This is a genomic window from Sphingomonas sp. RIT328, from assembly GCF_000632225.1.
Classification (GTDB): domain Bacteria; phylum Pseudomonadota; class Alphaproteobacteria; order Sphingomonadales; family Sphingomonadaceae; genus Sphingomonas; species Sphingomonas kyungheensis.
Genome location: NZ_JFYV01000053.1, coordinates 74,491 through 91,266 on the forward strand (window position 1 = coordinate 74,491; position 16,776 = coordinate 91,266).

19 protein-coding genes and 1 tRNA gene are annotated in these 16,776 nt (G+C 68.8%); 10 read left to right on the forward strand and 10 right to left on the reverse strand.

Annotated features, from left to right (window positions below):
• Window positions 1–75: 75 nt before the first annotated feature.
• The 4 genes from msrB to BW41_RS17165 are packed head-to-tail and all read right to left on the reverse strand — an operon-like array spanning window position 76 to window position 3,394.
• The gene (gene msrB, locus BW41_RS17150; protein ID WP_037535963.1) at window positions 76–477 is read right to left on the reverse strand and encodes a peptide-methionine (R)-S-oxide reductase MsrB; all 402 of its coding nucleotides are present in this window, start codon (window positions 475–477) and stop codon (window positions 76–78) included.
• Window positions 478–516: 39 nt separating this feature from the next.
• Window positions 517–1,593 carry an NAD(P)/FAD-dependent oxidoreductase gene (locus tag BW41_RS17155; protein ID WP_037535965.1) on the reverse strand — a complete coding sequence of 359 codons (1,077 nt, stop codon included), beginning with the start codon at window positions 1,591–1,593 and terminating at the stop codon, window positions 517–519.
• Window positions 1,572–2,261, reverse strand: coding sequence for a methyltransferase domain-containing protein (locus BW41_RS17160; RefSeq protein WP_037535967.1), 690 nt, complete (start codon window positions 2,259–2,261; stop codon window positions 1,572–1,574). The genes BW41_RS17155 and BW41_RS17160 overlap by 22 nt, the downstream gene beginning before the upstream one ends.
• On the reverse strand, window positions 2,258–3,394 hold the full coding sequence (locus BW41_RS17165) for a type III polyketide synthase (protein WP_443027655.1): 1,137 nt from the start codon (window positions 3,392–3,394) through the stop codon (window positions 2,258–2,260). The genes BW41_RS17160 and BW41_RS17165 overlap by 4 nt, the downstream gene beginning before the upstream one ends.
• A gap of 126 nt (window positions 3,395–3,520) precedes the next feature.
• Between BW41_RS17165 and BW41_RS17170 the strand changes: the two genes are divergently transcribed.
• Window positions 3,521–3,991 carry a hypothetical protein gene (locus tag BW41_RS17170; protein WP_037535971.1) on the forward strand — a complete coding sequence of 157 codons (471 nt, stop codon included), beginning with the start codon at window positions 3,521–3,523 and terminating at the stop codon, window positions 3,989–3,991.
• A 35-nt stretch (window positions 3,992–4,026) separates the two neighbouring features.
• Here the strand turns inward: BW41_RS17170 and BW41_RS17175 are convergent, their stop codons facing one another.
• The 3 genes from BW41_RS17175 to BW41_RS17180 form a co-directional block, all read right to left on the reverse strand.
• Complete coding sequence (locus tag BW41_RS17175; protein WP_051583644.1) at window positions 4,027–4,296, reverse strand: hypothetical protein; 270 nt, start codon at window positions 4,294–4,296, stop codon at window positions 4,027–4,029.
• The gene (locus BW41_RS21125) at window positions 4,293–5,291 is read right to left on the reverse strand and encodes a hypothetical protein (protein ID WP_152542395.1); all 999 of its coding nucleotides are present in this window, start codon (window positions 5,289–5,291) and stop codon (window positions 4,293–4,295) included. Before BW41_RS21125 ends, BW41_RS17175 begins: the two co-directional genes overlap by 4 nt.
• Window positions 5,292–5,400: 109 nt before the next feature.
• A tRNA-Leu gene (locus BW41_RS17180) sits at window positions 5,401–5,487 on the reverse strand.
• A 132-nt stretch (window positions 5,488–5,619) separates the two neighbouring features.
• On the opposite strand from BW41_RS17180, the gene BW41_RS17185 reads away from it, so the two are divergent.
• Window positions 5,620–6,984, forward strand: coding sequence for an MATE family efflux transporter (locus tag BW41_RS17185; RefSeq protein WP_037535972.1), 1,365 nt, complete (start codon window positions 5,620–5,622; stop codon window positions 6,982–6,984).
• On the opposite strand, the gene BW41_RS17190 is transcribed toward BW41_RS17185, so the two are convergent.
• The gene (locus BW41_RS17190; RefSeq protein WP_037535974.1) at window positions 6,956–7,738 is read right to left on the reverse strand and encodes an MJ0042-type zinc finger domain-containing protein; all 783 of its coding nucleotides are present in this window, start codon (window positions 7,736–7,738) and stop codon (window positions 6,956–6,958) included. The genes BW41_RS17185 and BW41_RS17190 overlap by 29 nt on opposite strands.
• 171 nt (window positions 7,739–7,909) lie before the next feature.
• On the opposite strand from BW41_RS17190, the gene ftsE reads away from it, so the two are divergent.
• From ftsE to BW41_RS17215, 5 genes are read left to right on the forward strand one after another with little or no spacing between them, the layout of a single operon-like run.
• The gene (gene ftsE / locus BW41_RS17195) at window positions 7,910–8,620 is read left to right on the forward strand and encodes a cell division ATP-binding protein FtsE (RefSeq protein WP_037535976.1); all 711 of its coding nucleotides are present in this window, start codon (window positions 7,910–7,912) and stop codon (window positions 8,618–8,620) included.
• Window positions 8,617–9,483 (forward strand): cell division protein FtsX, encoded by an 867-nt coding sequence (locus BW41_RS17200; RefSeq protein WP_037535978.1) that lies wholly within the window; start codon window positions 8,617–8,619, stop codon window positions 9,481–9,483. Before ftsE ends, BW41_RS17200 begins: the two co-directional genes overlap by 4 nt.
• Window positions 9,480–10,016, forward strand: a complete 537-nt coding sequence (locus tag BW41_RS17205) for a YdcF family protein (RefSeq protein ID WP_037535980.1) — start codon at window positions 9,480–9,482, stop codon at window positions 10,014–10,016. Before BW41_RS17200 ends, BW41_RS17205 begins: the two co-directional genes overlap by 4 nt.
• The gene (locus BW41_RS17210; protein ID WP_051583645.1) at window positions 10,013–10,735 is read left to right on the forward strand and encodes a lysophospholipid acyltransferase family protein; all 723 of its coding nucleotides are present in this window, start codon (window positions 10,013–10,015) and stop codon (window positions 10,733–10,735) included. Before BW41_RS17205 ends, BW41_RS17210 begins: the two co-directional genes overlap by 4 nt.
• Before the next feature lie 28 nt (window positions 10,736–10,763).
• Complete coding sequence (locus BW41_RS17215) at window positions 10,764–11,972, forward strand: LL-diaminopimelate aminotransferase (RefSeq protein ID WP_037535982.1); 1,209 nt, start codon at window positions 10,764–10,766, stop codon at window positions 11,970–11,972.
• Between the two features lie 253 nt (window positions 11,973–12,225).
• Here BW41_RS17215 and BW41_RS17220 read toward each other — a convergent pair whose 3' ends face one another.
• Entirely contained in the window at window positions 12,226–13,701 is a 1,476-nt protein-coding gene (locus tag BW41_RS17220; RefSeq protein WP_037536182.1) for a phytoene desaturase, read from the reverse strand.
• Between the two features lie 23 nt (window positions 13,702–13,724).
• The gene (crtY, locus tag BW41_RS17225) at window positions 13,725–14,891 is read right to left on the reverse strand and encodes a lycopene beta-cyclase CrtY (protein ID WP_037535983.1); all 1,167 of its coding nucleotides are present in this window, start codon (window positions 14,889–14,891) and stop codon (window positions 13,725–13,727) included.
• Between the two features lie 77 nt (window positions 14,892–14,968).
• Between crtY and BW41_RS17230 the strand changes: the two genes are divergently transcribed.
• The 3 genes from BW41_RS17230 to BW41_RS17240 are packed head-to-tail and all read left to right on the forward strand — an operon-like array spanning window position 14,969 to window position 16,700.
• The gene (locus tag BW41_RS17230; protein WP_037535985.1) at window positions 14,969–15,487 is read left to right on the forward strand and encodes a GNAT family N-acetyltransferase; all 519 of its coding nucleotides are present in this window, start codon (window positions 14,969–14,971) and stop codon (window positions 15,485–15,487) included.
• A gap of 39 nt (window positions 15,488–15,526) precedes the next feature.
• Window positions 15,527–16,345 carry a sterol desaturase family protein gene (locus BW41_RS17235; RefSeq protein WP_037535987.1) on the forward strand — a complete coding sequence of 273 codons (819 nt, stop codon included), beginning with the start codon at window positions 15,527–15,529 and terminating at the stop codon, window positions 16,343–16,345.
• The gene (locus BW41_RS17240) at window positions 16,317–16,700 is read left to right on the forward strand and encodes a DUF2141 domain-containing protein (RefSeq protein WP_443027653.1); all 384 of its coding nucleotides are present in this window, start codon (window positions 16,317–16,319) and stop codon (window positions 16,698–16,700) included. Before BW41_RS17235 ends, BW41_RS17240 begins: the two co-directional genes overlap by 29 nt.
• The last annotated feature ends 76 nt before the right edge of the window (window positions 16,701–16,776 follow it).

The following is a 16,776-nucleotide window of genomic DNA, read 5'->3' on the forward strand; positions in this document are numbered from 1 at the left end:
CTTAGCGCGATGTGGACAAGCGCCCCGCGGCGATCTTCGGCGACGGGAGCCTGTCTCCCGTCGCAGCGATCACCGTCAGGCGGCCTTGCGCGCGCGGAACTCGAGCGCGATCGAGTTCATGCAATAGCGGAGGCCGGTCGGCGGCGGTCCATCCGGAAAGACGTGGCCGAGGTGGCTGTCGCAGCGCGCGCAGCGCGTCTCGGTGCGCGTCATGCCATGGCTGGTGTCGCTATGGTCGGAGACGCGATCGGGCGCGATCGGCTGGGTGAAGCTCGGCCAGCCCGAGCCGCTGTCATATTTGTCGGCGCTGTCGAACAGCTCCTGATGGCAGGCGGCGCAATGGTACAGGCCGTCCGCCTTGTTGTCGGTCAGCGCGCCGGCATAGGCGCGTTCGGTGCCCGCCTCCCGCAGCACATGATATTGCGCGGGGGTGAGGCGCTTGCGCCATTCGGCTTCGGAAAGGTTCAGATGATCCATGTATGTTAATCTCGTGATGAGGGACCGTCGCGTCAACTGTCATGGGGCCATTCTGGTGGCATGCGCCACCACCTGAATCAGGGCCGGCGGCAACCAGCGCAGCACGCCCGCGGCGCACGGTGATTCGGCAAGCCGGCGGACCATCCCCGCCACCGCCATCGGCCGCGCCAGGCTGCGCGCGAAATCGCGCTGCCACGCCGCGGCCGCCGCCGGTCCGCCGCGCAGATAGGCATCGGCCGCGGAGACGCCGCTCGCCAGGGCGATGCCCATGCCCTCGCCGGCGAGGCTGGGGATGACGCCGGCCTGATCGCCGAGGCGGAACAGCCCCGCGCTGCCGTGCCGCTGCCGCCAGCCATAGGGGACATTGGCGATCGCATCGATCGGCCCCGCCGGGTCCCGCCCGGCGAGCCGGTCGCCGAGCCGCGGCGATTGTTGGGCGAGCAGCGCGAGCAGCTCCGCCGGGCTTCCCGCCGCGTGCAGGCGTGACCGGTGCACCGCCATGCAGACATTGGCGCTGCCGTCTTCCTGGAGCGCGATCCCCGCATAGCCGCGATCGAATAGATGCAGCTCGATCCGTCCGGCGAGCGTACGGGACAGCGCCGGGGAGGCGGGCAGGCGCAGGCGCAGTCCGAGCGTCGGGTCGCTGCCGCGCGCCGTGGCCGGGCGAGCAAGGCCGCGGACGTCATGCTTGCCGGTGGCGAGGAACAGCGCGTCGGCGGTGATCGCCATCTCGCCGATCTGCGCCGTCGTGCCGTCGATCGCGCGGACATGGCTTGTCTCGATCACCGCCCCGGCGCGGTCGGCGGCGTCGCGCAGGACGCGATCGAGCCGGCGGCGCGAGACGCCGAGCGCGGGCCGCGGCAGACGCGCCTCGCGGATCAGATCGCCGGCGAACAGCGTCACCTCGGTCAGCCGCGCCCGATTGAGCCGGTCGGCGTCGACGCCCAGCGCAGCGAGCCGGTCGAGCGAGCGCCAGCTGAGGAAGCCGCCGCACAAGGCATCCGCATCGTCCTGACGTTCGACGAGCACCGCCGCGGTGCCGCCGCGGGCGAGTCGGATCGCCGCGGCCGATCCCGCCGGCCCGCCGCCGACGATCAGCGCCGGCGTTCGACGCATAGCCGGAACGGAAAGGCACGGAACACCCGCGCGTGGCTGACCCCCGCCGCGGCGAGCAGCGGCGGCCATTCGGCGGGGCGATAGGCGCGCGCGATCGACAGCCTGCCGTCGTGGCGGACGATCGGATGCCAGCGCGCGAGCGCGGCGAGCAGCGGAAAGCCGGCATGCGCGAAGCCGTGGCGGTGGAGATCGTTGACCAGCCAGCCGCGCGCCGCCTCCGCCTCCATGAAGCGCAGGAAGGCGATCAGCTGATCGTGCGTCATATGATGCGCGACGAGGCTGGAGAGGATCACGTCCCAGCCTTCGCCGGCGCAATCGGCATAGTCGCCGGTCCGCCAGTCGATGCCGAGCCCGGCCGGGCTATGCGCCCGCGCCGCGGCTTCGCTGCGTGGGTTGAGATCGATGCCGACGCCGTCGACGCTGATGCCGCGCCGTGCCGCCCAGGCGACGATCCGCCGCAGCATGTCGCCATCGCCATAGCCGACGTCGAGCACCCGCAGGTGCGTCGCCCCCGCCGCGACCCGGTCGAGGAAGGCGAGCGTCGGCCGCGCCGCGAGCGTCACCGTGTTGACGCGGGCGAGGTCGGCGACGACCGCGGCATAGACGTCGGCGGGCAGGTCGTCCGCGTCCATCAGCTCCTCGGCCTCGGCGCGGGCCGCGAGGCTCATCGCACCATCCGCAACGCGAGGCCCTCGGCGGCGAGGCCGGGACCGAAGGCGAGCGCCACGCCCTCGGGCTGGTCCGGCGGCGCGGCGAGCAGCCGGGCGAGGACGAACATCAGCGTCGCCGACGACATATTGCCATAATCGGCAAGCACCCGGCGCGACGGATCGAGGGCCTCCTTCGGCAGGGCCAGTCCGCTCTGCACCGCATCGAGGATCGAGCGGCCGCCGGCATGCACCGCCCAGAACAGCGAGTCCGGCGCCTGGCCGCCGGTCACCGCCGCGACGAACGCCGGGTCGGTGAGCGCGTCGCCGATCCGACCCGGCACCGCGCCGTCGAGGTGCATGGCAAAGCCCGTGTCGGTGATCGTCCAGCGGATCAGCTCTTCGCTCTCGGTGAGCGTCGCGGCGAAGGGCTCGCCGAGCGCGATCCCCGCGGGGGTGGCGCTGACCAGCGCCGCCGCGGCGCCGTCGCCGAACTGGAGCATCGCGAGCAGCGGCGCGACCTCGCTGTCGTCCTGCAAATGCAGTGACGAGAGTTCGACGGTGACGACGAGGACGCGCGCCGCCGGCTGCGAGCGGACGATATGCCCCGCGCTGCGCAACGCGACGACCGCGGCGTAGCAGCCCATGAAGCCGATCAGCAGCCGCTCGACCGACGAGGCGAGGCCGAGCCGGCGGGCGATGATCTGATCGATTCCCGGCGCGACGAAGCCGGTGCAGCTCGCGACGACGAGATGCGTGATCCCCTCGGGCACCGGGTCGCCGAGTGCGGCGATCGCCGCCAGCGCCAGCGCCGGCGCCTCCGCGGCATAGAGCCGCATCCGCGCCGCGGTGCCGGGCAGCGCCGCGCCGTAGAAGCCGCCCGGATCGATCGCGCTGCCGCCGTCCGTCCCGCCGAGCACCGACCAGCGATGGCTGATCCCGGCGCGCGCGGTCATCCGCCGGAACAGGCCGCGCGCCTCCGGCGTGACGCGGGTGTTCGCCCAATCGATGAAATGCTGATGCACGTCGTGGGGCGGCACGGCGGTGCCGATTGCATTGAGGTAGGCGACCACCGGCATCCTTTGGTTACGCGCACAATTTCGTACATCGTTAAACGCGCGGGGACGCGACTTGGATGCGGTGTTCCCACCCAAGGCGCCGTCGCTGCGCGCACGGCTCGGCCCGATGCGCGGCGTGACCATCCATGTCATTAAGCTGATTGCATTATTTCAGAAACAGATGGTACTTCCTGCCTATCAACGACGCACGGGGAAAGCGACGTGCCCACTGAGTCCATCGCGGGACTGGTCAAAGACCTGACGACGCAGCTCTCCGCGATCGCGGTGGAGTTCGGCGCCCGCGCCGACCGGCTCCACGCCGCCCCGGCCGGCACCGGCGAGGCGCAGCCCGCGACGCCGCTCGACGCGCGCGAGCTCGCCAAGCAATTGCTCGCCCAGCGGCTGGCGCGCTTCGATCATTTTCCCGCCGAGCTGTTCCACGAACCCGCCTGGGACATGCTGCTCGCACTGTTCGTCGCGCACGAGGAGCGGCGGACGATGAACGTCAAGACCCTGGTCGGCAGCGCCAGCGCGCCGGTGACCACCTCGCAACGATGGATCGACCATCTCCACAAGCTCAAGCTGATCGATCGAGTGATCGACCCGGTCGACCGCCGCCGTATGGAAATTTCCTTGAGCGACAGTGGCTATACGGCGGTGACCGCCTATTTGCGGCGGATGGGGGCGGGGTAGGGTGGCGCGGAGACGGTGAAAGCCGGCCTCCGACCCTACTCGCCGCCGCCGCCGTCCGGGTCGGAATGATAGAAGTTAGCGGGAATATTTCTCACGAATTCCGCTTGGTCGTCAGGATATTCTGTCGCTATCTCGGCAAAGGCTTGGGTCAGTTGATCGAGCCACGCTTTGTCAATTAATGAAAGATCGTGAGCGGCCTGCTCAAGAATCTGACATGCGTCGTCAGGATGCATGGTCCCCTCGTCGGTCAGCTCTATGTTGAGTAAAAAGTTAGCGATAAGGCGAGCGATTGGAAGCATCGTCATGGTTTCGCAACCCTTACTTTGATATTTTTAACGTTTGCTTTATTAAGCAGCTTAAGGGCTTGGGATTTTTGATAATCGTCTGGCACTTCCCAAAGCCCGGTAATTTTGTGCTCCGCCAGGGCGTGCGATTGCCGAATGGCTTGGTCGACCGACTTTTTCGAAAAATATATGCCATGCTTTCTATCGACTGGCCAGTCGGCTTGAATGCCATCGAACTTAACGAGCCTCTTACCGCCGTTCGGCAGTTTCCTGGTAAGGGCCGGGGCATATCCGGGGCGAGCATTCGGTGCGCCGTCATTATAGCGTTGCGGCGCTCCTGGTCGTAAACGCTCCTTCACCCACTTGTACTCGGGCGGAGGAAACTCTGGTCGTAGCCGCTGTGGTAATCGCGCTTTTCTTATCGCCGATATCTTGCCAATGGCCAAACCTGTGGCTCGACTGATGGCGGCACCCGCTGCAATGTTGCCAGCAACATATCCAACTTCATGTGCATTTGTATGGCGAATACGATCCGCCGCGCGAGCTATTTGGATACGAGCGGGTGTGTCCTCGGCAGCTATCGCGCTATCGATTAGCCCAGCCAAGGCGAGGTTGTTATTTCGGGTTGCCGAGATAGGATTTTTGGCGAACGCAATCGTGGCGGTGACTGTGCCTTTTACAGCGTCGTAAGCGCCGTCGCTGACTCCATCGGCAAAGTCGAGCTCAGTTTTAGCAGCAGTATCGATCGCCTTCGCGATTAACCGGGGTCCGGCGAGAATGTCAGTTTTTGATTTTGAAGATAGCTGACGTGGTTGCAACGTGCTCGTCACTCTTACCGACTGACGAGAGCCGCCAGCTCCGCCTCCACCACCGGCCGTCGTAAACCGGCCATCCTTCGGGTCATGATACGGATTGAACTTCCATTCCGTCCCGTCGGTCCCCCGCATCACCGGCCACCGTCCGGTCCTCAGCCAGGCCGCATAGGCCCGCCGTTTCGCCTCGATCGACACCCGCATATCGTCGCTCCGCCCCGTTGCGACGAGAACAGATCAGCAACATTTTCCAATAAGACAAGAAAAAACCCGCAACCCCATGGGGCGCGGGCGTTTCTCTCTGCGTGAAGAGTGGTGCGGCCGAGAAGACTCGAACTTCCACGGGCTTTCGCCCACAACGACCTCAACGTTGCGCGTCTACCAATTCCGCCACGGCCGCACGTGAAGAACACCGGGCTGAGCCGGCATCTGGCAGGCGCAGGCCCCTAGCAAAGGGTTTGCCGGTCCGCAACGCCCCTTTTTCATGGGACTGCGCTTTTCGCTGTCATGCGGAGCGGGTAGCGCCCGTCGCATGACGGCTTCGCTCCCCCTGACCACGCCTGCCGAGACGCGACGGCTGCTCGCGCTCGCCTGGCCGGTGGTGCTGACCAGCCTCAACTGGACGTTGTTGCAGGTCACCGACGTGATGGTCGTCGGCCTCGTCTCGACCGAGCAGGTGGCGGCGCTGGGGGCGAGCCGGGCGCTCGGCTTCGTCGGGATCGTGACCGGACTCGCCTGGCTGTCGGGCGTATTGGTGATGGCGGCGCGCGCGGACGGCGCCGGCGACCTGCCGCGAACCGGCGCGGTGCTTCGCGAGGGGCTGGCGCTCGGGCTGCTGCTCGGCCTGGCGATCGGCGGGCTGTTCCTCGTCGCTGCCGAGCCGCTGCTCGCGCTGGTCGGCGTCGCGGCCGACCGGATCGACGAGAGCGCCCGCGTCGTCCGGGCGTTCGCAATCGCCTATCCGTTCCAGCTGATGACCGTCGCCGCCGCCTTCTTCCTCGAAGGCGTGAGCCGGCCGCAGCGCGTTACCGTCGTCAATCTCGCGGTGCTGCCGGTCAACGGCCTGCTCGCCTGGGCGCTGTCGGCGGGGCATCTCGGCCTGCCGGCGCTAGGGGCGGTCGGCGCGGCGCTGGCGACGGCGATCGCCTCGCTGCTCGGCGCGGCGGGGATGGTGGCGAGCGTGCTGACGCTGCCGCGCGCCGCCGCGCGCGGCATAGGCCGGATCGATGCGGCGGCGTGGCGGGCGGTGCCGCGCGGTGCGTGGCGGCTGGCGACGTTCGGGATCGTGCCGGCGATCGCCTCGGGGCTCGAACTTGCCGGTTTCTCGATCCTGATCGCTTTGTCGACGCAATTGGGCGACGCGGCGGCGCATGCCTTCCAGATCGTCTTCGCGATGCACAACCTCACCTTCGCGGTGGCGCTCGGGCTCGGCTCGGCGGCCGGCGTGCGCGCGGGCAATGCGGTGGGCGAGGGGCAGCCCGCGGCGGCGATCCGGCGGACGCTGATCGCGCTGGTGCTCGCGGTGGCGGCGCTCGGTATCGGCGCGCTGCTGCTCGCGGTGGCGACGCCGGCGCTGGTCGCGCTGTTCCCGGCGACAATCGAGGTGCACCGGCTCGCCGCGGCGATGCTGCCGCGCTGGGCGCCGTTCATCGTGTTCGACGGCATCCAGATCGTGCTGGTCTATGCGCTGCGCAGCCTCGGCGACCAGATCGCCGCGGGGATCAACAGCATCATCGCCTATTTCCTCGTCACCGGCGGCGCCGGCTGGTGGCTGGTGCAGCAGGGCGGCGGCGCGATGGCGCTGGTCTGGGCGTCGGGGATCGGCATGGTCGCCGCCGCGCTGCTGCACGGCGGCCGGTTCGCGCTGGTCAGTTGGCGGCTTCGCCGGCGAAGCTGAGTTCGAGCCGCTTCGAATTGGCGGGAACGTCGAGCTTGGCGGAGTTGAAGTCGATCGTGCCGCCGGGGTTGAGCGTGCGCTGCTGCGGCGTGATCGTCCAGCTGTAGACGATGCGGCCCTGCGCATCGCGCAGTTCGGCGCGGATGTCGGGCACGCGCTGCCGCTCGGTCGAGGGATTGCTGATCTGGCCGCTCACCGCGAACAGTTCCGAGCCATTCTCCAGCCCGCGCCGCTCGATCGGATTGTCCTTGAGCCGCAGCGGCGATTCCTGCGTGCCGATCGGCAGCCCGATCTGCGCGAGCAGGCCAGGCGCACCGAGGAAGACGATCGCGGCGACGCCGGCGATCATCAGCAGCCCGGCGACGATCGCGATTACCGTCCAGCGCTTCGACGTGTTGCGCCGGGCACGGAACGGCTGGCGCGCGGCGAAGGCGTCATAGTCGGGCGCCGGGAGCACCGATTCGGGAATCGCCGTGCGCGGCTGCGGAATCGCCGCCGGCTCGAGGAAGGCGGGCCGCTCGGTCTCGGCGACCGGCGCGGCATAAGCGGCGGCGGCATAAGAGGCGGCCTCGGCGAACCGCTCAGGCGCAGGTGCCGACGCGGGCGGCGGCGGTGGCGGCGCGGGTTCGGGCGGCGGCGGATCCTGGAACCAGCTGTGCCGGCAATTGGCGCAGCGCACGGTTCGCCCCTCGGTACCGATCGCGCTGTCGGGCACCAGATATCGGGTGCTGCATTCGGGACATTCGAGGATCATGCGCAACGCTTTACGGACGGGGGCCGGACCGGTGACCGGATTGCCTGCACTGCTAAGCACGTCGGCCGCCTGCGTGGCAAGCTTGAAGCCACGCGCCGGCCATGCGAAGGCTGCCGCCGCGGCGTCGCGCCGCCCGGAAATTCGTCACACGGAGCGGTTGCGGCCAGGCGCATGGCAAATATCGTGCAGTTCGAAAATGTTGGGCTGCGGTATGGCACCGGGCAGGAAACCCTGTCGGATATCAGCTTCACGCTCGGCGCCGGCGCCTTCTATTTCCTCACCGGGGCGAGCGGCGCGGGTAAGACCTCGCTGCTGCGGCTGCTCTATCTCGCGCAGCGGCCGAGCCGCGGCATCATCCGCCTGTTCGGCGAGGATGCGGTGACGATGCCGCGCCGCCGGCTGCCGGGCTTCCGCCGGCGCATCGGCGTCGTCTTCCAGGACTTCCGGCTGGTGCCGCACCTGTCCGCCTGGGACAATATCGCCCTGCCGCTGCGCGTCGCCGGCGTGCCTGAAGGCGATATCGAACAGCCGGTGCGCGAGATGCTCGGCTGGGTCGGGCTGGGCGACCGGGCCGAGGCGCGGCCGGCAACGCTGTCGGGCGGCGAGCAGCAGCGCGTCGCCATCGCCCGCGCGGTGATCGGCCGGCCCGAGGTGCTCGTCGCCGACGAGCCGACCGGCAACGTCGATCCCGAGATGGCCGACCGGCTGATCCACCTGTTCGGCTCGCTCAACACGCTCGGCACGACGGTGGTGGTCGCGACGCACGATTTCCAGCTGCTCAGCCGCGTGCCGGGGGCGCATATGATGCGGCTCGACAAGGGACGGCTGCTCGATCCGACCGGCCATCTGCGCTACCCGCCGCCGCCGCGAGGCGAGGCATGAGCGGCGCCGACCGACGCGTCCTCGACGAGGCGGGGGGCCTGCGCGCGATGACCTGGGTGATGGCGATCATGCTGTTCCTGACCTTGCTCGCCGCCGCGCTCGGGCTCGGCACGCGCCAGTCGGCCGACGCGCTCGAACGCCAGCTCGCCGGGCGGCTGACCGTGCAGATCGTCGAGGGCAGCCCGGCGACGCGCGACGCCCTCGCCGCACGCACGCTCGCGGCGCTGCGCCGATTGCCGCAGGTGCGTCGCGCAACCCTGGTCGATCGGGGCGAACTGACCCGGCTGCTCGCGCCGTGGCTCGGCGATGTCGGGGCGGACGCCGAGCTGCCCGTGCCGGCGATGATCGACGTCGACCTCGCCGGCACCGACGCCACCGCGATCGTCGCCGCGGCGCGGCGGATCAGCGCGGCGAGCCGGATCGACCAGCATCAACGCTGGATGGCGCCGGTCGTCGGCTTCCTCGATACGCTGACCTGGCTCGCCTTCGCGCTCGTCGTGCTGATGCTCGCCGCGACCGGCGCGGTGGTGGTGCTCGCCGCGCGCGCCGGACTCGAGACGCATCGCGCGACGATCGAGGTGATGCATATGCTCGGCTCGACCGACGTGCAGGTCGCGCGGCTGTTCCAGCGGCGGATCGCGCTCGACGCGGCGATGGGCGGCGTCGCCGGCGGCGCGGCGGCGCTGGCGGTGCTGCTGTTCCTCGGCACGCGGCTCGCGGCGCTGGGGTCGGAACTGCTCGGCGGCATCGCCTTGGGGGCGGGGGACTGGGCGGCGCTGGGGATCGTGCCGGTCGGCTTCGTCGCGCTGGCGATGGCGGCGGCGCGCGTCACCGTCGTCGCCTCGCTCAGGCGGTCGCTGTGATCGTCCGGCTGTTCGGTCTGGCGGCGCTCGCCTGGTGCCTCGGCTTCGCGGCGTTCATGCTGATGCTGCCCGGACCGCTCGCGCCCAACACCACCGACGCGATCGTCGTGCCGACCGGCGGCGCGGGACGGATCGATCGCGGCATCGCGCTGCTCCAGGCGCGGCAGGCGCGGCGGATGCTCGTCACCGGCGTCGCGCCGGGGGTGCGGCCGATCGACCTCGCGCGCGAATATAAGGCGCCGGTGGCGCTGTTCAGCTGCTGCATCGATCTCGGCGCCGACGCGGTCGATACGCGCTCCAACGCCGAGGAGACCGCCGCCTGGGTCAAGACGCACGGCTATCGCACCGTCCGCCTCGTCACCTCCGACTGGCACGTGCCGCGCGCGCGGATGGAGCTGGCGGCGGCAATGGGGCCGCAGGTACTGGTGCTCGGCGACGGGGTACGCAGCACGCCGCGGCTCGCGACGCTGGTCAACGAATACAACAAGCTGATCCTGCGGCGTGTCGCGCTGTGGCTGGGGGTAGGGGGATGAACCGGTTGCGCACCTTGCTGTTCACAATGCTGTTCTATGCGCTGTCGGTGCCGATCGTGCTGAGCGTGCCAGTATCGGCGCTGTTCGGGCGGCGCGCGGTGATGCGGCACGCGCATATCTGGGCGCAGATGCACCGGCTGCTCTACCGGACGATCATGGGCATCCGGGTGCGGGTGGAGGGGAAGGTGCCGCCCGGCACCTATTTTTTCGCCGCCAAGCACCAGGCGATGTTCGAAACGCTGGAGCTGCAATTGCTGCTCGGCGGCCCGGCGATGGTGATCAAGCGCGAACTCAGCCGCATCCCCTTCTGGGGCTATGCGGCGATGCGCTACGGCGGGATCATCGCCGACCGCGAAGCGTCGGCCAGCGCACTGCGATCGATGATGCGCGCCGCCAAGGCGTTGAAGGACGAGGGCCGCTCGATCCTGATCTATCCCGAGGGCACGCGCGTCGCACCGGGCGAGCAGCCGCCGCTGCAATCGGGCTTCGCCGGCCTGTATCGCGCGCTCGGCCTGCCGGTGATCCCGGTCGCGCTCGATACCGGCACGGTCTGGCCGAAGCACGGGCCGAAACGCCCCGGCGTCGTCACCATCCGCATCGGCGAGGTGATCCCGTCCGGCCTGAGGCGCGAGGCGATCGAGGCACGCGTCCACGCCGCGATCAACGCGCTCGAACCGGCCGCATCGGAAGAGGTGGTGAAAGCGTCGTCCGCGGCGTAGGATGGCCGGGTCAACGATAAGGTGACCCATGTCCGACGAATTCTACCGCATCAAGCGTCTGCCGCCCTATGTCATCGCCGAAGTCAACGGCATGCGGGCCGCGGCACGTGCGGCGGGCGAGGACATCATCGATCTCGGCATGGGCAATCCCGACCTGCCGCCGCCCGCGCACGTGCTCGACAAATTGATCGAGGTGACGCGCAAGCCCGATGCGCACGGCTATTCGCAGTCGAAGGGCATCCCCGGCCTGCGCCGCGCGCAGGCGAATTACTACGGCCGCCGCTTCGGCGTCGATCTCGATCCCGAGACCGAGGTGGTGGTGACGATGGGATCGAAGGAGGGGCTCGCCAGCCTCGCCACCGCGATCACCGCGCCGGGCGACGTCGTGCTCGCGCCGAATCCGTCCTACCCGATCCACACCTTCGGCTTCATCATCGCCGGGGCGACGATCCGCGCGGTGCCGACGACGCCGGACGAAGCCTATTTCGAAAGCCTCGAGCGCGCGATGGCGTTCACCGTGCCGCGGCCGTCGGTGCTGGTGGTCAATTATCCGTCCAACCCCACCGCCGAGGCGGTCGACCTCGCCTTCTACGAACGGCTGGTCGCCTGGGCGAAGGAGAATCAGGTCTGGATCATCTCCGACCTCGCGTATTCCGAACTCTATTATGACGGCAATCCGACGCCCTCGATCCTCCAGGTCAAGGGCGCCAAGGACGTCGCGGTCGAATTCACCTCGCTCAGCAAGACCTACAGCATGGCCGGCTGGCGGATCGGTTTCGCGGTCGGGAACAAGCAGCTGATCGCGGCGATGACGCGGGTGAAATCCTATCTGGATTACGGTGCCTTCACCCCGATCCAGGCGGCGGCCTGCGCCGCGCTCAACGGGCCGCAGGACATCGTGGAGAAGAACCGCCAGCTCTACCACAAGCGCCGCGACGTGCTGGTCGAGAGCTTTGCGCGGGCAGGGTGGGAGATTCCAGCGCCGCGCGCGTCGATGTTCGCCTGGGCGCCGTTGCCGCCGGCGGTGGCGCATCTCGGCAGCCTCGAATTCTCGAAGCAGTTGCTGACCCATGCCCAGGTCGCGGTGGCGCCGGGCGTCGGCTATGGCGAGAATGGCGAAGGCTTCGTCCGCATCGCGCTGGTCGAGAACGAGCAGCGGCTGCGGCAGGCGGCGCGCAACGTGAAGCGCTACCTGCAATCGATGGGCGTCAACACGCCGAGCCGCACGGCGGGGTGACAGCCGGCGCGCCGCCGGCCGGCTGAACGGTTCGCGCGGGTGGGTCGATGTCAGGCTTCCACCAGCCTCCCGCCCGGGGAGAGGTGGGTTGCGACAGGCTCGGCCCGAACGGGGTCAGGGGGCGGTGCGCGCCACGCCGCTCCCCCACCGTTCGCCCTGAGCTTGCCGAAGGGCAATTTTCCCCGGCAGCATGCGGTCCGGGGAGAAGCGGGCCTTATCCGCATAGCCCGAACGGCGCGCGGGGGCAGCGCCCCTAGCGCGCGCCGAGCATCAGCGCTGCCGTCGCCTTCGCGCTGCCCACCACGCCGGGGATGCCCGCGCCCGGATGCGTCCCCGCGCCGACGAAATACAGATTGGGGATATGATCGTCGCGATTGTGGACGCGGAAATAGGCGCTCTGCGTCAGCACCGGTTCGAGGCTGAACGCGCTGCCGAGATGCGCCTTCAGATCGGTCGCGAAATCGTGCGGCGCATAGCTGAACTTGGTGACGATCCGCTCGTGGATATCGGGGATCAGCCGCCGCCCGACCTCGTCGAGAATACGCTTTTCGAGGATCGGGCCGACCTCGTCCCAGTCGACCGGGAATTTGCCCATGTGCGGCACCGGCGCCAGCGCATAGAAGGTCGAATGCCCCTCCGGCGCGAGGCTCGGATCGGTGACGGTCGGGTGGTGCAGGTAGAGCGAGGAATCCTGCGCGAGCACGCCGTGATCGTAGATGTCGGCGAGCAGTTCCTTATAGCGCGGGCCGAACAGGATCATGTGGTGCGGAATGCCCGGCCACGTGCCCTTGATGCCGAAATGGACTACGAACAGCGACGGCGAATAGCTCTTGCGCTCCAGCCGCGCCTTGGTGCGCTGCGCGCTGCGCGAACTGTTCAGCAGGTCGCGATAGGTGTGCATGATGTCGCTGTTGGCGGCGATCGCATCCGCCTGCGCTTCCCAGCCGCTCGCGCAGCGCACGCCGGTGGCGCGGTCGCCGAGCGTCTCGATCGAGGCGACCGGATCGCCGAGCCGCAGCGTGCCGCCGAGCCGCTCGAAATGCGCGACCAGCCCGGCGACCAGCCGGTTGGTGCCGCCGCGCGCGAACCAGACGCCGCCGTCGCGCTCCAGCTTGTGGATCAGCGCATAGATCGCGCTGGTCGTCATCGGATTGCCGCCGACCAGCAACGTGTGGAAGCTCAGCGCCTCGCGCAGCTTCTCGTTCTGCACATATTTCGACACGATCGAATAGACCGACCGCCACGCCTGATATTTGGCGAGCGCCGGCGCCGCCTTGATCATCGTCGCAAAGTCGAGGAAGGCGACGTGGCCGAGCTTCTCATAGCCTTCGCGATAGACGCCCTCGGCATATTCGAGGAACTTGTGATAGCCGGCGATATCGGCGGGGTTGAGCTTGCCGATCTCGCGCTGGAGCAGCGCCTCGTCGTTGGTATAGTCGAAATTGGTGCCGTCGACCCAGTTGAGCCGGTAGAAGGGCGTCACCGGCTCGAGCGTCACGTCCTCGGCCATGTCGCGTCCGCTCAGCGCCCATAATTCCTGCAAACAGGCGGGGTCGGTGATCACGGTCGGCCCGGCGTCGAAGGTGAAGCCGTCGCGCTCCCAATAATAAGCGCGGCCGCCCGGCTTGTCGCGCGACTCGACGATCGTCGTCGCGATCCCGGCCGATTGCAGCCGGATCGCGAGCGCCAGCCCGCCGAATCCTGCGCCGATGACGATCGCCGACTTCATCCTGTCCATCCCCTTGCTGCCGCTCACCGCCATGCCGTCGTGCGCAGGACGCGGATCGCGCTGCGCACCGGCACCGGCGGTTTGCCCGTCAGTATCCGCATCTTGTCCTTGAGGCTCGATCGCCCCGCATAGAAACGGGTGATGAGCGTCGGGTCGAGACGGTAGAAGCGCTCGATGATGCGCCAACGTTCCGCCGGATCGCCCGCGCGGAACATCATTGCGCTGAGCATGCGGTAGAAGGCGCCGCGCTTCCAGGCAGCACGGGCGTAATCATGCGTGAAGCGCGCCAGCGCCTTGCCCGACAGGTCGCTCTGCCCGGCGAGCGCCACCGCCAGCCGCACCGCATCGGGCAGCGAATAGCCGGTGGTCGGCTGGAACAGCCCGGCGCGCATCCCCGCCTTGGCGACATGCGCGCCGCTCGACCGCCAATAGGTTTCGAAATCACCGCCGAGCGTGATCGGCAGCACCCCGGCCTCGGTCCGCATCACGCTGTCGACCAGCCAGCCCCGGCCGGCGGCATAAGCGGCGATGCGGGTCCCGAGCGCGGCGCGGTCGATCTGCGGCGTATCGCTGTAATAGGTGTCCTCGACGAACATCCGGTCGTCGGCGAACGGCAGGCAATAGACGAAGCGATAACCGTCGATCTGCGCGACCGTCGCGTCCATCACCGTCGGGATCGGCTTGCCGTGCGGATGGTGGAGCAACAGCTCCTGCCCGAGGAACTTCTGCCAGCCGAGGTCGAGCACCGACAGATCGCCGGGGCCGCGGCAGTCGATCACGCCCTTGGCGGCGATGCGGTCGCCGTCGGCGAGCACCACCGCGGTCGCCGAGACGGCGAGCACCTTGCGCCCGAGCAGGAACGCCCGCTCGGGCAGCTGCGCGCGCAGCACCGCGTGCAATCGCTCGCTCGTCACCGAATGATAGGTCGCCGCGATCGGCCGCGCGAGATCGGGGAAGGCGACGTCATAGCCGGTCCAGTCGTGGACGACCAATGGCGCGACCAGCCAGCGGTCCGCCGCATCGACGTCGCTGCCGAAGAACGACCAGACGTGATCGCCGCCGAGATGCGGCGCCGCCTCGATGATCCGCACGTCGAGGTCGGGGCGGCGGCTGTGCAGTGCGAGGGCGATCAGCCCGCCGGCGAGGCCGCCGCCGACGATCGCAACATCGCAAGGGATGGTGGAGCCCATGGCTGCGCCTACCGCAAAGCGTCGCGCGCGAGAACTGCCATTTTCGACTCGCCCGCGCCGCGCTATCCCCAGCGACGATGACCCCGCCGCAGCTCACCACCGACCGACTGACCCTGCACGTCCACCGGCCGCAGGATTGGGCCGAGCTGGCGGCGATGTGGGCCGATCCGGCCGTCTACATGCGGATCGGCGGCGTCGCGCGTCCGCCCGAGGACGTGTGGCTGCGGCTGTTGCGCAGCATCGGCCAGTGGCAGGCGTTCGGCTATGGCAGCTGGGTGGTGCGCACGCATGACGGCGCGTTCGTCGGCGAGGCGGGGCTGCTCGAATCGCGGCGCGCGATCGAGCCGCCGCTCGCCTGGCCGGAGGCGGGATGGACGCTCGCACCCGCGCAGCATGGCCGCGGCTATGCGCAGGAGGCGATGACCGCGGCGCTCGACTGGGCGGCGGCGCATGGTGCACCGCGGACGACCTGCATCATCGATCCCGCCAATGCGCCGTCGCTGCGCCTCGCCGCCAAGCTGGGCTATGAAGCGGTGCGTGAGGCGTCCTATCATGGCCGCACGGTGCAGGTGCTGGAGCGCGGCGTCCGCGATTAACGCTGCCCCCGCGCACGGAAATCCGCTACATCCGTCGCCATGCTGCTCGCCGTCACCCTCTCCGCGCTGGCGATGACGTTGATCGTCGGCGTGCGCTATCTGATCGTTTCGGGCGCGTTCGCGGCGGCGACGCGGCTGCGGCATCCCGGCCTGTATCGCGGGCTCGATGCGCAGATGCGCCGCGAGGTGGCGTGGAGCCTCGCCTCCGCGGCGATCTACGGCATTCCGGCAGGCGTGCTCGCCTGGGGCTGGCAGGCGCATGGCTGGACGCGCGTCTATCGCGATGTCCACGCTTATCCCTTATGGTATTGGCCCGTCTCGATCCTCGTCTATCTCGTGCTGCACGACACCTGGTTCTACTGGACGCATCGCTGGATGCACCGGCCCAAGGTGTTCAAGGCGGCGCATGCCGTCCACCACGCCAGCCGCCCGCCGACCGCCTGGGCGGCGATGGCCTTTCACCCGATCGAGGCGCTGACCGGTGCTGTGGCAATTCCGGCACTGGTGCTGGCAATTCCGATCCACGTCTCGGCTCTGGGCTTCGTGCTGATGATCATGACGGTTATGGGCGTAACCAATCATATGGGCTGGGAGGTTTTCCCGCGGTTCATGTGGCGGGGGCCATTGGGGGGCTGGTTGATCACCGCCAGCCATCATCAGCGGCATCATGAACTCTATGGGTGTAATTATGGGCTCTATTTCCGGTTCTGGGATCGCCTGTGCGGCACCGATCGCGGCGTCGGCGATTTCGCGCGCAGCCATGCGCGGGCCAGGGCGCAGGTCGCGGGCGGCGGCGATCGCCGCGCTGGTGCCGGCGGCCGCGCTGGTCTTGGGCGCGGCGCCGATCGCCCGGCTTGACGTCTCGGTCAGCCAGATGCGCTCGGCCAAGGGCATGCTGCGCGTCTGCCTGACCGCCGACCCGGAGAATTTCCCGGCCTGCGTCGACGATGCCGATGCGATCACCCGCTCGGTACCCGCCGATGCGCATGCGATGCGGTTCGAAGGCCTGCCGCACGGCCAATATGCCGTCGCGGTGATCCACGACGAGAACGGCAATCGCAAGCTCGACACTTTCGCCGGCATCCCGCGCGAAGGCTTCGGCTTCTCGCGCAACCCGCCGATCCGTTTCGGCGCGCCGCGCTTCGCCGCCGCGCGTTTCGCGATCACCGGTGATGCAAATCAGCAACAGATCAAGATGCATTACATGCTCTGATCGGTCGGGCAGGGATAGCAAAAGCGGTTCACCGCGTTACGCCGTCGTAACAGGTTTGGAGCCGTAGCCGTGTCGC

Bases quoted from the DNA above. Each gene is read 5' to 3' on its own strand.
- BW41_RS17175 (WP_051583644.1), bottom strand. From the start codon at position 4,296: ATGACGATGCTTCCAATCGCTCGCCTTATCGCTAACTTTTTACTCAAC.
- BW41_RS17230 (WP_037535985.1), top strand. From the start codon at position 14,969: ATGACCCCGCCGCAGCTCACCACCGACCGACTGACCCTGCACGTCCAC.
- BW41_RS17215 (WP_037535982.1), top strand. From the start codon at position 10,764: ATGTCCGACGAATTCTACCGCATCAAGCGTCTGCCGCCCTATGTCATC.
- BW41_RS17235 (WP_037535987.1), top strand. From the start codon at position 15,527: ATGCTGCTCGCCGTCACCCTCTCCGCGCTGGCGATGACGTTGATCGTC.
- BW41_RS17185 (WP_037535972.1), top strand. From the start codon at position 5,620: ATGACGGCTTCGCTCCCCCTGACCACGCCTGCCGAGACGCGACGGCTG.
- BW41_RS17210 (WP_051583645.1), top strand. From the start codon at position 10,013: ATGAACCGGTTGCGCACCTTGCTGTTCACAATGCTGTTCTATGCGCTG.
- ftsE (WP_037535976.1), top strand. From the start codon at position 7,910: ATGGCAAATATCGTGCAGTTCGAAAATGTTGGGCTGCGGTATGGCACC.
- BW41_RS17200 (WP_037535978.1), top strand. From the start codon at position 8,617: ATGAGCGGCGCCGACCGACGCGTCCTCGACGAGGCGGGGGGCCTGCGC.
- BW41_RS17160 (WP_037535967.1), bottom strand. From the start codon at position 2,261: ATGAGCCTCGCGGCCCGCGCCGAGGCCGAGGAGCTGATGGACGCGGAC.
- BW41_RS17155 (WP_037535965.1), bottom strand. From the start codon at position 1,593: ATGCGTCGAACGCCGGCGCTGATCGTCGGCGGCGGGCCGGCGGGATCG.
- crtY (WP_037535983.1), bottom strand. From the start codon at position 14,891: ATGGGCTCCACCATCCCTTGCGATGTTGCGATCGTCGGCGGCGGCCTC.
- BW41_RS17220 (WP_037536182.1), bottom strand. From the start codon at position 13,701: ATGAAGTCGGCGATCGTCATCGGCGCAGGATTCGGCGGGCTGGCGCTC.
- msrB (WP_037535963.1), bottom strand. From the start codon at position 477: ATGGATCATCTGAACCTTTCCGAAGCCGAATGGCGCAAGCGCCTCACC.
- BW41_RS17190 (WP_037535974.1), bottom strand. From the start codon at position 7,738: ATGATCCTCGAATGTCCCGAATGCAGCACCCGATATCTGGTGCCCGAC.
- BW41_RS21125 (WP_152542395.1), bottom strand. From the start codon at position 5,291: ATGCGGGTGTCGATCGAGGCGAAACGGCGGGCCTATGCGGCCTGGCTG.